The organism is Streptomyces sp. NPDC058637, assembly GCF_042717325.1.
Lineage (GTDB): Bacteria > Actinomycetota > Actinomycetes > Streptomycetales > Streptomycetaceae > Streptomyces.
On sequence record NZ_JBHXRD010000001.1, the window covers coordinates 424628 to 438211 of the forward strand.

The following is a 13584-nucleotide window of genomic DNA, read 5'->3' on the forward strand; positions in this document are numbered from 1 at the left end:
CGTTACGGTGCCGCCCGGCTCGCGGGCGGCACCGGATCAGCCCGACCCGGGGTTGGCTTGATCCCGCCGCTCGGAGGCCGCTTTGCCGCCGGGGAGCCCCAACAACCCACGTACCTGCGCATATTTCTCGGTCAGTCGGGTACGGGTGGCCGGTTCCAGGACCGCGAGACGGTCCGGGTCGGCGTTGTGGGCAAGGTCCGACTCCTTGATCAGCAGCGCGCCGGGCGTGGCGAGAATCCGCCCGGTGTACGCGACCAGGTCCTCGCCGTCCCGCTTGGTGACGGCCAGGACCATTTCTTTCACCTCCCACGGCAGCGGGGCCTCGTCCAGCCACTGCCGGGAGAGCGCGTCGTCCTCGACCGCGTCATGGAGCCACGCGGCGGCGATCTGGGCCTCGCTGCCGCCACGGTCGCGCACGCCCCCGGCGACCGCGGCCAGGTGCTCGGCGTACGGGCGACCCGCCTTGTCCGTCTGGGTTCGATGGGCCTCGCGGGCGATCGTCTCGACCTGGGCCAGGGTCAGATACGGGGTCGGCATGGGCCGACTGTACGCCGCGAAGAGCGGTTCTCCGAGGGTCCATAGTTGCAGTGTCAATCATTCGGTAAACTAATTACTGACGAATCCTTGACGCGCTCTTGACCAAACGAAGGATCAGGCTCATCGGACACGCAGACACGCTCATCGCCATGGGGGGCGCCTTCCTGGCGGCCGCCGTCCTCGCCCGCGCCGGTGGCCGCATCGGGCTGCCGACCATCCCCCTCTTCATCCTGGCCGGGATCCTGCTCGGCCCGCACACCCCCGGGGTCGTCCTCGTCGAGGACCCCCACGAGCTGGAGATGCTCTCCGCGCTCGGCCTGGTGCTGCTGCTCTTCTACCTGGGGCTGGAGTTCAGCCTCGACGACCTCAAGGCCGGCGGCCGGAAGATGGCGCTCGCGGGCACCGTCTACCTGATCCTCAATGTCGGTGCCGGTCTGGGCTTCGGCCTCGTGCTGGGCTGGGGCCTCGCCGAAGCACTGGTGCTGGCCGGTGTGCTCGGCATCTCGTCCTCCGCGATCGTCACCAAGATCCTGGTCGACCTGAAGCGCCTCGAAAGTCCCGAGACCAAGACGATTCTCGGCATCATCGTCGTGGACGACGTCTTCCTGGCCCTCTACCTGGCCGCCCTGCAGCCGATCCTGTCCAAGTCGGACGGTCTGGGCGCGGCCCTGATGGACGGCGCCAAAGCGTTCGGCTTCCTGCTGCTGCTCGCCCTCGTCGCCCGCTTCGGCACCAAGGTCATCAGCCGGCTGATCAACACCCGGGACGACGAGCTCCTCGTCATCTCCTTCCTCGGCACCGCGGTCTTCGTCGCCGGCGTCTCCGACCTGTTCGGCGTCGCGGACGCGATCGGCGCCTTCATGGTCGGCCTGATGCTCGGCAGCACGACCTCGGGGGATCGCATCCGCTCGCTGGTCCACCCACTCCGGGACGCCTTCGGCGCGATCTTCTTCTTCGCGTTCGGACTGTCCATCAACCCCGGGGACCTGCCGAGCGTGATGTGGCCGGTGCTGGCCGCCGTGGTGCTCACCATCGCGATGAACATGCTCTCCGGCATCTTCTCCGCACGGGTGTACGGCTTCGGCTCCTTGTACGCGGCGAACATCTCCACGACCCTGACGGCCCGGGGCGAGTTCGCGCTGATCCTCGCCACCATGGCTGCGGGCGCCGGGCTGGACGAACGCCTCTCCCCGTTCATCGCCGGATACGTGCTCGTCCTCGCGGTCCTCGCACCACTGGCCGCCGGACGGTCGCACTGGCTCGCCCGGATCCTGCCCGGAGGGCGGGCGGAGGCCGAGGAGCGGGAGAAGGTGTCGGTCCCGGCGTGACGACTTCCGGCTCGGGTACGGGGCGGACGTCCCGTGCCCTCCACCGGGGATCTTCACGTTCGAGTGACGCGGGGGCCGCAGTTTGACGTGTGTACCGTTTGGGATGCTTCCGTACGGTTCAGGCGCGACGGGACAGCAGCAGCAGCGCGCGGTCGTCGTTGACGTCCTTCGCGCAGGCCTCGATGAGGTGCCAGGCCGCGCCCTCGAACCCCGTGGCGACATAGCGGTCGGCCTCGCCGGTGAGCCGGTCGATGCCTTCGGCCATGTCCCGGTCGGACGCCTCCACCAGACCGTCCGTGAACAGCATCAGCACGTCGCCGGGCGCCAACGAGCCCTTCACCGCGTCGAACTGGGCCCCGTCGTACACACCGAGCAGCGGCCCCTCGGCGGCCTTCTCCTCCCACTGGCCGCTCCCTGCGTGGAGTTGCAGGGCGGGCGGGTGTCCGGCCGAGAGGAGCTCGTAGTCGCCCGACTCCAGGTCCAGGACCAGGTGGATGGAGGTGGCGAAACCCTCGTCCCAGTCCTGGCGGAGCAGGTAACCGTTGGCCGCGGGGAGGAAGCCGTGCGGCGGCAGCGAGCCCAGGAGGCCGCCGAAGGCGCCGGAGAGGAGCAGGGCGCGTGAGCCCGCGTCCATGCCCTTGCCGGAGACGTCGGTGAGTACGGCTTCCAGGGTGCGGCCTCCGTTGGTGCGGGCCGCGACGACGAAGTCGCCGGAGAAGGACTGGCCGCCCGCCGGCCGGAGCGCCATCTCGCGGTGCCAGCCCTGGGGCAGGAGGGGCAGGGCGCTCTGGACGCGGATCCGCTCGCGCAGGTCGAAGAGCATCGTGCCGCCGCGGCGCCACGGCACCCCGACCCGCGCGCGGAACTGGGCGAGGACCAGCCCGAAGAAGCCGCAGGCGGCGACGACCAGGACGGTGCCCGGGGTGACCCGGGCGGGCCCGTCCGCGTAGGGGCCGAGCGCGATGGACTCCACGATCAGGGCCGCGGCCGCGGTCGCGTAGAGACTGAGCAGGCTGGCCGGCCTCAGCAGCAGGCCGCCCGCGACGATCGGCAGGGCCAGGGCCGTGGGTGAGCACCAGACCGGGTTGATCAGGGTGGTGCAGGTGATCGCCGGAATGATGAGCAGCAGTCCGGCGAAGGCTATCCAGTCGGACCCGTCACCACGGAAGTAGTCGACCCCGGACCTGCGCAGCGCGATGCGCGCCCGGTGCACCGATCTTCGCCACCGGGCCGGGTACGCGTCTACTCCTGTGCGACGAGCCATTGTCGGGACCCTATCCACCCGGAGGGCTCTGGTGCAGGGGGACCCCTGTGACAATGTGTTCGAAATTGGGTCGCCCTTATGACTTACCCCGGGTAGCCATGGCATATGACGACGGAACAGCTCGCGTACCGGGTCGCCGGACGGGCTGCTTCAGGACAGGTTCGGTCAGGCTCGCTGGCAGGCGGGGCACCAGAAGAGGTTGCGGGCCGCGAGGTCCGCCGTGCGGATCGCGGTGCCGCAGATGTGGCAGGCCTGACGGGCCCGGCGGTAGACGTAGACCTCACCCCCGTGGTCGTCGACGCGTGGGGGCCGGCCCATCGCCTCGGGCAGGTGCGCGGGGCGGACCGTGTCGATCCGGTTGTTCCGTACGCCCTCGCGCATCAGCGCGCGGAGGTCGGCCCAGACCGCGTCCCACTCCCTCCGCGTCAGGTCCCTGCCGAGGCGGTACGGGTCGATGCCGTGCCGGAAGAGGACCTCCGCGCGGTAGACGTTGCCGACGCCCGAGACGACCTTCTGGTCCATCAGCAGGGCGGCCACCGTGACGCGGCTGCGGGAGATCCGCTGCCAGGACCGCTCGCCGTCCGCGTCGGCGCGCAGCGGATCCGGGCCGAGCCGGTCGTGTATCGCGCGCTTCTCCGGGCCGGTGATCAGCGCGCAGGTGGTGGGCCCGCGCAGATCGGCGTGGTGGGCGTCGTTGACCAGGCGGAGCCGGACCGTGTCGGTGGGCGGCGGTGCCGGCGCCGTACCGAAGCCGAGCTTGCCGAACAGGCCCAGGTGGATGTGGACCCAGGCCGATCCCTCGAAGCCCAGGAAGAGGTGCTTGCCGTGGGCGTCCACGCCGGTGAGGGTGCGGCCGTCCAGCAGTGCCGCACTGTCGGAGAACTTCCCCTGCGGGCTGCTCACCCGCACCGGGCCGCCCGCGAACCGCTCGCGGTGGTCCGCGGCGAGACGGTGGATCGTATGCCCCTCGGGCACGGCGGAACTCCTCGGTGAACCGACCGTGCCGCCGGGCGGGACCCGGCGGCACGGGAAAGCGGGTGGTGCGGGCTTTTCAGCCCCGCTGCGGGTGGTGGGCCGGGATCGGAGGGAGTTCGCCGGTGCTCTCGTACGCCGACAGCATCTCGATGCGGCGGGTGTGCCGCTCCTCGCCCGAGTACGGGGTGGCCAGGAAGATCTCGACGAACCTGGTGCACTCCTCCAGCGTGTGCATCCGGCCGCCGACGGCGACCACGTTGGCGTCGTTGTGCTCGCGGCCGAGCGCGGCCGTCTGCTCGCTCCAGGCGAGTGCGGCGCGGACGCCCTTGACCTTGTTCGCGGCGATCTGCTCGCCGTTCCCTGAACCGCCGATGACGATGCCGAGGCTGTCCTTGTCCGCGGCCGTCCGCTCGGCGGCACGGAGGCAGAACGGCGGGTAGTCGTCCTGGGCGTCATAGATGTGGGGACCACAGTCGACTGCCTCGTGGCCGTGGGCCGTGAGCCATGTGACGAGGTGGTTCTTCAGTTCGAAGCCAGCATGATCGGAGCCGAGGTACACGCGCATGGTGCGAAGTGTGGCATGAACGGACCGGGGTAACCGTCAGCGGGGTCGGGGCCCACCGGGCGGTCCGGCGGCTCAGGTCCGGGTGCCTGTGTGCAACGCCACGTGGGCAACGATCGGGTCAAAGAAACGGAACAAGGGGTTCCGTTCTTGCCTTCGGCCGGGCTTGAATGCGTGGCCTTGCCTCCGCACCACCCCCGCGGAAGCAGGACCGGCACACATGATCAGAAAACGTAAGGATTCGATCCATGACGTCGCAGCCGACGCTGGCCGACCCGGGCCGACAGCCCGGTGAGCCGGACAAGCCGCACTCCCCGGACGGGCTACAGGCCGGTCTGAAGAACCGCCATCTCTCGATGATCGCCATCGGCGGGGTGATCGGCGCGGGCCTCTTCGTCGGCTCCGGCGCCGGTATCGCCGCCGCGGGTCCGGCCATTCTCCTGTCGTACGCGCTGGTCGGCCTCATGGTCGTCTTCGTCATGCGGATGCTCGGCGAGATGGCCGTCGCCCGGCCGAGCTCCGGCTCCTTCTCCGCCTACGCGGACCAGGCCCTGGGCCGCTGGGCGGGCTTCTCCATCGGCTGGCTGTACTGGTTCTTCTGGGTCGTGGTGCTCGCCGTCGAGGCCACGGCGGGTGCCAAGATCCTGGAGGGCTGGATCCCGGGCGTGCCGCAGTGGGCCTGGGCGCTGATCGTCATGGTGGTGCTGACGGCGACCAACCTGGTCTCGGTCGGCTCGTACGGTGAGTTCGAGTTCTGGTTCGCCGGGATCAAGGTCGTGGCCATCGGCGCCTTCGTCGTCGTGGGTCTGCTCGCCGTCTTCGGCCTGCTGCCGGGCTCGGACAACCCGGGATCGGGCCTCGCCCACCTCACGGACACCGGAGGATTCTTCCCCGAAGGGCCGGGCGCCGTCCTCACCGGTGTGCTGATGGTCGTCTTCTCCTTCATGGGCAGCGAGATCGTGACCCTGGCTGCCGGTGAGTCGGAGGACCCGCAGCGCGCCGTGTCCAAGGCGACCAACAGCGTGATCTGGCGTATCGCCATCTTCTACCTGGGATCGATCTTCGTCGTCCTGACGCTGCTGCCGTGGAACGACCCGTCGATCGTCAAGGACGGCTCGTACGTGGCCGCGCTGAACGCCATCGGCATCCCGCACGCCGGCCAGGTCATGGACGTCATCGTCCTGACGGCCGTGCTGTCCTGCCTCAACTCCGGCCTCTACACGGCCTCCCGCATGGCCTTCTCGCTCGGCCGGCGCGGCGACGCACCGAAGGCCTTCGCCCGGGTGAACAAGCGGGGCGTGCCGCAGGCGGCGATCCTCTCGTCCGTCGTGTTCGGTTTCGTGGCGGTCTTCTTCAACTACCGGTGGCCGGACACGGTGTTCCAGTTCCTGCTGAACTCCTCCGGTGCGGTGGCCCTGTTCGTGTGGCTGGTCATCTGCTTCACCCAGCTGCGGATGCGCGGCATCATCCTGCGTGAGTCGCCCGAGAAGCTGGTCGTACGGATGTGGCTCTTCCCGTACCTGACCTGGGCGACGATCGCGATGATCTCGTTCGTGCTGGTCTACATGCTGACCGACGACACCGGACGCGAGCAGGTGCTGCTCTCGCTGCTGGTCGCGGTGCTGGTGGTGGCCGTCTCGCTGGTGCGCGAGTCGCGCGGCCGGAAGGCGTCGGCGCCGGTCGAGTGACGGGTGCGCATACCTGACGGCAGGTGTCAGGTATACCCGGGAGGCTCTCCCTCGCCACGCGGTCCAGCGAGCGAACGGAGAGCCTTCCCATGTCGGACGCCGAACCCGATGCCCTGCCCGATCCCGAACCCGATGCCCTGCCCGGCGCCCCCGCGTCCGGCGCCCCCAGCGGATTCCAGACCGGCTTCACCCTCGACCCGGCCGTCCAGGTGGACGCCGCCGGGGCCGCGGACGTGCGGGCCGCCGTGCGGGACGCGGCCGCGGACGGCCTGTCCGTCACCGTCCACGCCACCGGGCACGGGCTGGCCGGCGCGGTCGAGGGCGGGATGCTGATCCGTACCCGGCTGATGGACTCCGTGGAGATCGACCCCGGGCGGCGCACGGCCCGTATCGCGGCGGGTGTCACCTGGGGCCGGGTGATCGAGGCGGCGGCCCCCTACGGACTCGCCCCGCTCAACGGTTCGTCCCCGGGCGTCGGTGCCGTCTCCTACACGCTCGGCGGCGGACTGGGCATCCTGGCCCGGGAGTTCGGCTACGCGGCCGACCACGTCCGCTCCCTCGACGTGGTGACCGCCGACGGCGTCCTGCGCCATGTCACCCCGGCCACCGAGCCCGGTCTCTTCTGGGGGCTGCGCGGCGGCGGGCACCGGCTGGGTGTGGTGACGGAGCTGGAGATCGGCCTGGTGGCCGTGGAGCGGCTGTACGGCGGCTCGCTCGCCTTCGACGGGGACGCGGCCCCGGAGGTGCTGCGCCGCTATCTGGAGTGGACGCGTAGAGTGCCGGACGCCTGCACGTCCTCGGTGTCCGCCCTGCGGTTCCCCGCCCTGCCCCAGGTGCCCGAGCCGTTCAGGGGCAGGTACGTGGTCTCCGTGCGGGTCGCGTACACGGGCGGCGCGGCGGAAGGCGAGGCCCTGGTGGCGCCGCTGCGGGCGATCGGGCCGGCGCTCGCAGACTCGCTGCGGGAGATGCCGTACGCCGAGAGCCACACCATCCACAGCGACCCGCCGTTCCCGCACGCCTACTACGGCGACGGCCTGATGCTCCGCGAGCTGGACGCCCGGTCCGCCGCGCGGGTGCTGGAGCTGACCGGGCCGAAGGCGCCGATGATGACGGTGGTCCAGCTCAACCACCTGGGCGGGGCGCCGGCCGTGCCGCCCGCCAAGGACAGCGCGGTGCCCCACCGGGAGGCGGGCTTCCTGCTGCGGCTGCTGTCACCGCTGGACGGTACGGACGTCTCCGCGGTACGGGCGCTCTACGCGGAGGTGGCCGCGGGACCCGCGCCGTACATCCTGGGCCGTGCGCTGAACTTCTCCTTCGGCGGCGGGGACCGCACGGAGGGCTTCCACGGGCCCGGGACACGCGAGAGGCTCGCCGGTCTGGTGTCGCGTCACGACCCGGCGAGCCTCTTCGGCGGCGCGTACGGCGTCAGCCGCGGCGCCCGAGGAGCTTCCAGGAGGCGGGCAGGGCGCCCATGGCCAGCGCGGCCTTGAGCGCGTCGCCGATCAGGAACGGCACCAGGCCGGCCGCGACCGCGGCGCTCATCGACATCCCGGTGGAGAGCGCCAGGTACGGCACGCCGACCGCGTAGATGATCACGGAGCCGACGGCCATCGTCCCAGCGGTCCGCAGCACGGAGCGGTCGCCGCCGCGCCGGGCGAGGCCGCCGACGACCGTGGCGGCGAGCAGCATGCCCAGGACGTAGCCGAACGAGGCGCCGCCCGCGCCGGAGCTGCCCTCGGAGAACCACGGCATGCCGGCCATGCCGACGAGCGCGTACAGGGCCAGGGAGAGGAAGCCGCGCCGGGCGCCGAGAGCGGTGCCGATGAGCAGCGCGGCGAAGGTCTGGCCGGTGACGGGCACCGGGGAGCCGGGCACGGGCACGGCGATCTGGGCCGCGATGCCGGTGAGGACGGCGCCGCCGGCGACCAGGGCCGTGTCCACGGCGTAGCGGTGCCGGGCGGCGGGCAGCAGGTCGGCGAGGACCGCTCCGGAACGGACGGGGGCGGCAGCAGTGCTCATCGGGGACTCCGCGGGTGAGGGCAGCAGGACGGGTGGGGACGGACTGAGGGTGACGTTAGCCGACGGAATATCGCTCGATCACCATCAGCCGCCCACAAAGCGGCGGTTGAGGGGTTAGTGGGGTTCACACAAAGAGCGTCGCGCAATCACTCGTCGGCGTGATGCTTGTCACGGTGGTGAGGATGGTGGCAGCTCTGCGCGTGGTCCGGGACCGGCGGGCGTGAGACTGTAGGTTCCCCATAAATGATCCGAGAGTGACTCGCAGCTCATGCACGACGTGCCCCCCACGCACCCCGCCGTTTCCCCCGAGCCCCTGGCCCACGGCCTGAAGCAGCGGCATCTGACCATGCTCGGGCTGGGCGGGGTGATCGGTGCCGGGCTGTTCGTCGGTTCGGGTGCCGGGATCGCGGTCGCCGGACCCGCCATCGTCGTCTCGTACCTGATCGCGGGCACGCTCGCGATGCTGGTGATGCGGATGCTCGGCGAGATGTCGGCGGCGATGCCCGCGTCCGGTTCCTTCTCCGTGCACGCGGAGCGCGCCCTGGGCCGCTGGGCCGGATTCAGTGTGGGCTGGCTCTACTGGTTCCTGCTGGTGGTGGTCCTCGCCGTGGAGGCGACGGCCGCCGCGCAGATCGCCCATGCCTGGGTGCCGGCGGTGGAGCCGTGGGTCTGGGTGCTGGTGTTCATGGTGGTGTTCACGGCGGCCAACCTGACGGCGGTGCGGAACTTCGGCGAGTTCGAGTTCTGGTTCGCCGCGCTCAAGGTGACCGCGATCGTGGTCTTCCTGGTGCTGGGGGCACTGGCCGTCTTCGGCCTCCTGCCGGACACCGGCGCGGTGGGGATGACCAACCTGACCGGGTACGGCGGCTTCCTGCCGAACGGCTGGGCCGGGGTCGTGTCCGGAGTGCTCACGGTGGTGTTCGCGTTCGGCGGGCTCGAGGTCCTGACGATCGCGGCGGCGGAGACCGAGGATCCCGCGCGTGCGGTGGGGCGTGCGGTGCGCAGCGCGGTGGTGCGCATCCTCTTCTTCTACGTCGGCTCGATGCTGGTGATCGTGACCGTGCTTCCGTGGACCGCGCAGCGGGCGGGGCTCAGCCCTTACGTGAAGGTGCTGGACGCGATCGGGGTGCCGTCGGCCGGGCAGATCATGAACATCGTGGTGTTCGTGGCACTGCTCTCGGCGCTCAACGCCAACCTGTACGGGTCGTCCCGGATGATCTTCTCGCTCGCCGGGCGCGGCGAGGCACCCCGCGGGCTGCTCAGGGTCTCGGGAGGCGGTGGTGGCGGGGTGCCGTGGCGGGCGGTGCTGGCCTCGGTGGCCTTCGGCTTCGTCTCCGTGCTGCTCAATCTGAAGTGGCCCGACACGGTGTTCCTCTACCTGCTCAACTCGGTCGGCGCGGTCCTGCTGTTCGTCTGGGGCCTGATCGCCGCCTCGCAGTTGCGGCTGCGCCGCAGGCTGGAGCGCGAGGCACCGGGCGCGCTCGCCCTGCGGATGTGGTGCTTCCCCTATCTGACCTGGCTGACGCTGGCTGCGCTGCCGGCCGTCCTGCTGCTGATGCTCACCGATGACGCGGCCCGCCCCCAGGTGCTGTGGTCGGCGGGGGCCACCGGGCTGGTGCTGCTCGTCGCGGCCGTACGGGAGTGGCGCGCCCGCCGCTCCTGAGGTGCCGTACGCCGGCCGTGGCGGTACCCGGATGTGCACGACGTGTGAGTCCGGTGACCGTATAGCGGACACCCGTTCCCTGTCGGCGGCGTGCGCGCTCAGACTGTGGACCGACCTCCGTCCCGACCAGTGAACAGAGCCAGTCCATGTCCCGGACCTCCGCGCCGCCCCCCACGGACGCCGCCCCCACCGCCGACTCCGCGCTCACGCACGGCCTCAAGCAGCGCCATCTGTCGATGATCGCCCTCGGGGGTGTCATCGGGGCCGGGCTGTTCGTCGGCTCGGGCGCCGGGATCGCGGCCGCCGGGCCTTCGATCGTCCTCGCGTACGGCATCTCCGGTCTGCTGGTCATGTTCGTGATGCGGATGCTCGGCGAGATGTCGGCCGCCAACCCGGCGTCGGGTTCCTTCTCCGTGCACGCCGAGCGGGCGATCGGCCCGTGGGCGGGCTTCACCGCGGGGTGGGCGTTCTGGGTGCTGCTCTGTGTGGCCGTCGGCCTGGAGGGCATCGGGGCCGCGAAGATCGTCACGGGCTGGCTGCCCGGAACCCCGGAGTGGGCCTGGGTCGCCCTGTTCATGGTGATCTTCCTCGGCACGAATCTGGCCGCCGTGAAGAACTTCGGCGAGTTCGAGTTCTGGTTCGCCGCGCTGAAGGTCGTCGCGATCACGCTCTTCCTGGTGCTCGGCGTGCTCGCGGTCCTCGGTGTGCTGCCCGGCACGGACTCCCCCGGCGGCTCGAACCTCACCGGGGAGGGCGGCCTCCTGCCGAACGGCTCCGAGGGGTTCATCATCGGACTCCTCGCCTCCGTCTTCGCGTACGGCGGTCTGGAGACCGTCACCATCGCCGCGGCCGAGTCCGAGGACCCCGTGCGGGGCGTGGCCAAGGCGGTGCGCACGGCGATGTGGCGGATCGCGGTCTTCTACGTCGGCTCGATGGCGGTCATCGTCACCCTCGTCCCGTGGGACGACCCGGAGGTCGCCGAGGTCGGCCCGTTCTACGCGGCCCTCGACCAGCTCGGCATCGCCGGCGCCGCGGAGATCATGAACGTGGTCATCCTGGCCGCCCTGCTCTCCGCGATGAACGCCAACATCTACGGCGCCTCGCGCATGGCCTGCTCCCTCGTGGCGCGCGGCCAGGGCCCGAAGCGCATCGGCACGATCTCCTCCGGTGTGCCGCGCAACGCCGTGCTCGTCTCCTCCGTCTTCGGCTTCCTGTGCGTGCTGCTCAGCTACTGGCGTCCCGACGACGTCTTCCCGTGGCTGCTCAACATGATCGGCGCGGTGATCCTGGTCGTCTGGGTCTTCATCGCCGTCTCCCAGCTGATCCTGCGCAGCCGGCTGGAGCGCGAATCGCCCGAGAAGCTCGTCGTACGGATGTGGCTCTTCCCGGTCCTGACGATCGTGGCGCTGCTCGCCATGGCAGGGATCTTCCTACTGATGCTGCGTCAACCCGACACCCGTGACCAGCTGTTGGCGACCGGTGCCCTGACCGCGGTGCTGATCTTGACCGGTCTGGTCCGGCAGAAGCGTGCGGGGCGCGGCCCGCGCGCCTGAAATTCACGTGCTCACCGCACGGGTCTTCTGGGAGAGTGCCGGGATGAGTCCCGTCCCCGCCGATCCCACCGTGCTGCACCCGATGCCCGGCCAGCCCCGGGTGGTGCAGCTGAAGCCCCTGGTCACCTCGGCGCTCATCGAGGTCGGCGAGTACTCGTACTACGACGACCCCGATGACGCGACCGCGTTCGAGACCCGCAACGTGCTGTACCACTACGGTCCGGAGAAGCTCGTCATCGGCAGGTTCTGCGCGCTGGGGACCGGGGTGCGGTTCATCATGAACGGCGCCAACCACCGGATGGACGGCCCGTCGACGTTCCCCTTCCCCACCCTGGGCGGCTCCTGGGCCGACCACTTCGACCTGCTGGCCGGTCTGCCGGGCCGGGGCGACACCGTGGTGGGCCACGACGTGTGGTTCGGCCACAGTTCGACGGTGATGCCGGGCGTACGGATCGGGAACGGCGCGATCGTCGCCGCGGGCGCCGTGGTGACCCGTGACGTCCCGGACTACACGATCGTCGGCGGCAATCCGGCGACGCCGATCCGCACCCGGTACGAGGACGCGGACATCGCCCGGCTGCTCGCCGTCGCCTGGTGGCACTGGCCCGCCGAGCACATCACCGAGCACATCCGGACGATCATGTCCGGCACCGTCGACGAGCTGGAGGCGGCCACGCCCGGGAGCCCCGCTCAGCCGGCCGGCTGAGCCCCGACGAGCACCTCGCCCGGCTCCGTACGGGCCCTCGGCACCCCGCCGTAGGCCCTAGCCCGTACACGATGCCGCAAGCCGCTGTCCGCCCTGCCGTAACCCCTCGTGGCTTTCGTGGGTCTCCCACCCGAGCCACGAGGAGACAGCATGTCCCAGCACCCGAGGCGCCGTTCGGTTCTCCTGGCCACGGCCGCCGTTTCGGCGGCCTCCGCCGCCCCGGCCGTCGCGGCCACGTCCGGCGGCACGCGCCGGTCCCACGGTCCGCTCGTCATCGGCCACCGGGGAGCGGCCGGCTGGCGGCCCGAACACACCGCTTCCGCCTACACGTTCGCGGTGCGCGCCGGGGCCGACTGGATAGAGCCCGACCTCGTCCCGACGAAGGACCACGTCCTGGTCGTGCGCCACGAGAACGAGATCTCGGGTACGACGGACGTGGCCCGGCACCCGGAGTTCGCCGGCCGGCGCACCACGAAGACGGTGGACGGCCGTTCCGTCACCGGCTGGTTCACCGAGGACTTCACCCTCGCCGAGCTGAGGACGCTGCGCGCCGTGGAGCGGCTGCCCCTGGTCCGCAACCGCAACACGGTCTTCGACGGGCGCGAGCGGGTCATGACCTTCCAGGAGGTCGTGGACCTCGCCCGGGCGCTGTCGAAGGAGCACGGCCGCCGGATCGTGGTGTTCCCCGAGACGAAGCACCCGACGTACTTCCGCTCGATCGGCCTGCCGCTCGAACCGGAGCTGGTCCGGGTCGTCCGCCGCAACCGGCTCACCGCCCGCGACTGCGTCGTCCAGTCGTTCGAGCCGTCCAGCCTCCACCGGGTCGCGGAGGCACGGCTCGGGCTCCCGCTCTGGCAGGCGCTGGGCACCAGCGGCGGACCGTACGGCCATCCGGTCACCTACAAGGAGATGTCGACGCCGGCCGGGCTGCGCGAGATCGCCTCGTACGCCGACTGGATCGGGCCCGACAAGTCGTCGCTCGTGCCGCCGCTCACCCTGCTGGCCGACGCGCACGCGGCGGGGCTGAAGGTCGGCGCGTACACCTTCCGGGCCGAGAACCAGTACCTCCCCGCCGCGTACCGCAGGGGCACCGCGCCGGCCGAATTCGGTGACGCCTTCGCGGAGTACGCCTTCCACTTCGGCCAGGGGGTGGACGCGGTCGTCACGGACTTCCCGGACCTGGCGGCGACGGCGCGCGACGGGCTGCGGTCCTAGGTCGGGAGGCTGATCACTTCCGGGCCCTCCTCCTGCTAGCCTGCAATTGCGAACAACTTGCAATAACAACAAGT

General features: G+C 70.9%; 12 protein-coding genes. 7 read left to right on the forward strand and 5 right to left on the reverse strand.

Annotated elements, in window-relative coordinates; all coding sequences use genetic code 11:
* Positions 1 to 36: 36 nt before the first annotated feature.
* Positions 37 to 537 carry an HD domain-containing protein gene (locus ACFWVP_RS01970; RefSeq protein ID WP_384492977.1) on the reverse strand — a complete coding sequence of 167 codons (501 nt, stop codon included), beginning with the start codon at positions 535 to 537 and terminating at the stop codon, positions 37 to 39.
* A 149-nt stretch (positions 538 to 686) separates the two neighbouring features.
* Here ACFWVP_RS01970 and ACFWVP_RS01975 point away from each other — a divergent pair, with 149 nt between their 5' ends.
* On the forward strand, positions 687 to 1865 hold the full coding sequence (locus tag ACFWVP_RS01975; RefSeq protein WP_384492978.1) for a cation:proton antiporter: 1179 nt from the start codon (positions 687 to 689) through the stop codon (positions 1863 to 1865).
* Between the two features lie 118 nt (positions 1866 to 1983).
* On the opposite strand, the gene ACFWVP_RS01980 is transcribed toward ACFWVP_RS01975, so the two are convergent.
* The 3 genes from ACFWVP_RS01980 to ACFWVP_RS01990 form a co-directional block, all read right to left on the reverse strand.
* Positions 1984 to 3129, reverse strand: a complete 1146-nt coding sequence (locus ACFWVP_RS01980) for a PP2C family protein-serine/threonine phosphatase (RefSeq protein WP_384492979.1) — start codon at positions 3127 to 3129, stop codon at positions 1984 to 1986.
* A gap of 165 nt (positions 3130 to 3294) precedes the next feature.
* Positions 3295 to 4104 (reverse strand): Fpg/Nei family DNA glycosylase, encoded by an 810-nt coding sequence (locus ACFWVP_RS01985; RefSeq protein WP_384492980.1) that lies wholly within the window; start codon positions 4102 to 4104, stop codon positions 3295 to 3297.
* Positions 4105 to 4180: 76 nt separating this feature from the next.
* The gene (locus ACFWVP_RS01990; RefSeq protein ID WP_384492981.1) at positions 4181 to 4669 is read right to left on the reverse strand and encodes a ribose-5-phosphate isomerase; all 489 of its coding nucleotides are present in this window, start codon (positions 4667 to 4669) and stop codon (positions 4181 to 4183) included.
* Positions 4670 to 4914: 245 nt separating this feature from the next.
* Between ACFWVP_RS01990 and ACFWVP_RS01995 the strand changes: the two genes are divergently transcribed.
* Together ACFWVP_RS01995 and ACFWVP_RS02000 are read left to right on the forward strand one after the other, a co-directional pair.
* Positions 4915 to 6354 carry an amino acid permease gene (locus ACFWVP_RS01995; protein ID WP_384492982.1) on the forward strand — a complete coding sequence of 480 codons (1440 nt, stop codon included), beginning with the start codon at positions 4915 to 4917 and terminating at the stop codon, positions 6352 to 6354.
* An 89-nt stretch (positions 6355 to 6443) separates the two neighbouring features.
* On the forward strand, positions 6444 to 7844 hold the full coding sequence (locus tag ACFWVP_RS02000) for an FAD-binding oxidoreductase (RefSeq protein ID WP_384492983.1): 1401 nt from the start codon (positions 6444 to 6446) through the stop codon (positions 7842 to 7844).
* Here ACFWVP_RS02000 and ACFWVP_RS02005 read toward each other — a convergent pair.
* Entirely contained in the window at positions 7780 to 8373 is a 594-nt protein-coding gene (locus ACFWVP_RS02005) for a biotin transporter BioY (protein ID WP_384492984.1), read from the reverse strand. The genes ACFWVP_RS02000 and ACFWVP_RS02005 overlap by 65 nt on opposite strands.
* Positions 8374 to 8641: 268 nt before the next feature.
* Here ACFWVP_RS02005 and ACFWVP_RS02010 point away from each other — a divergent pair, with 268 nt between their 5' ends.
* From ACFWVP_RS02010 to ACFWVP_RS02025, 4 genes are all read left to right on the forward strand, one after another.
* Positions 8642 to 10036, forward strand: coding sequence for an amino acid permease (locus ACFWVP_RS02010; protein WP_384492985.1), 1395 nt, complete (start codon positions 8642 to 8644; stop codon positions 10034 to 10036).
* A 146-nt stretch (positions 10037 to 10182) separates the two neighbouring features.
* Positions 10183 to 11589: an amino acid permease gene (locus ACFWVP_RS02015; protein WP_384492986.1), complete on the forward strand. Its 1407-nt coding sequence runs from the start codon at positions 10183 to 10185 to the stop codon at positions 11587 to 11589.
* Between the two features lie 43 nt (positions 11590 to 11632).
* The gene (locus ACFWVP_RS02020) at positions 11633 to 12295 is read left to right on the forward strand and encodes a CatB-related O-acetyltransferase (RefSeq protein WP_384492987.1); all 663 of its coding nucleotides are present in this window, start codon (positions 11633 to 11635) and stop codon (positions 12293 to 12295) included.
* 150 nt (positions 12296 to 12445) lie between these two features.
* A complete protein-coding gene (locus tag ACFWVP_RS02025; protein ID WP_384492988.1) occupies positions 12446 to 13510 on the forward strand; it encodes a glycerophosphodiester phosphodiesterase family protein in 1065 nt (354 codons plus the stop codon).
* The last annotated feature ends 74 nt before the right edge of the window (positions 13511 to 13584 follow it).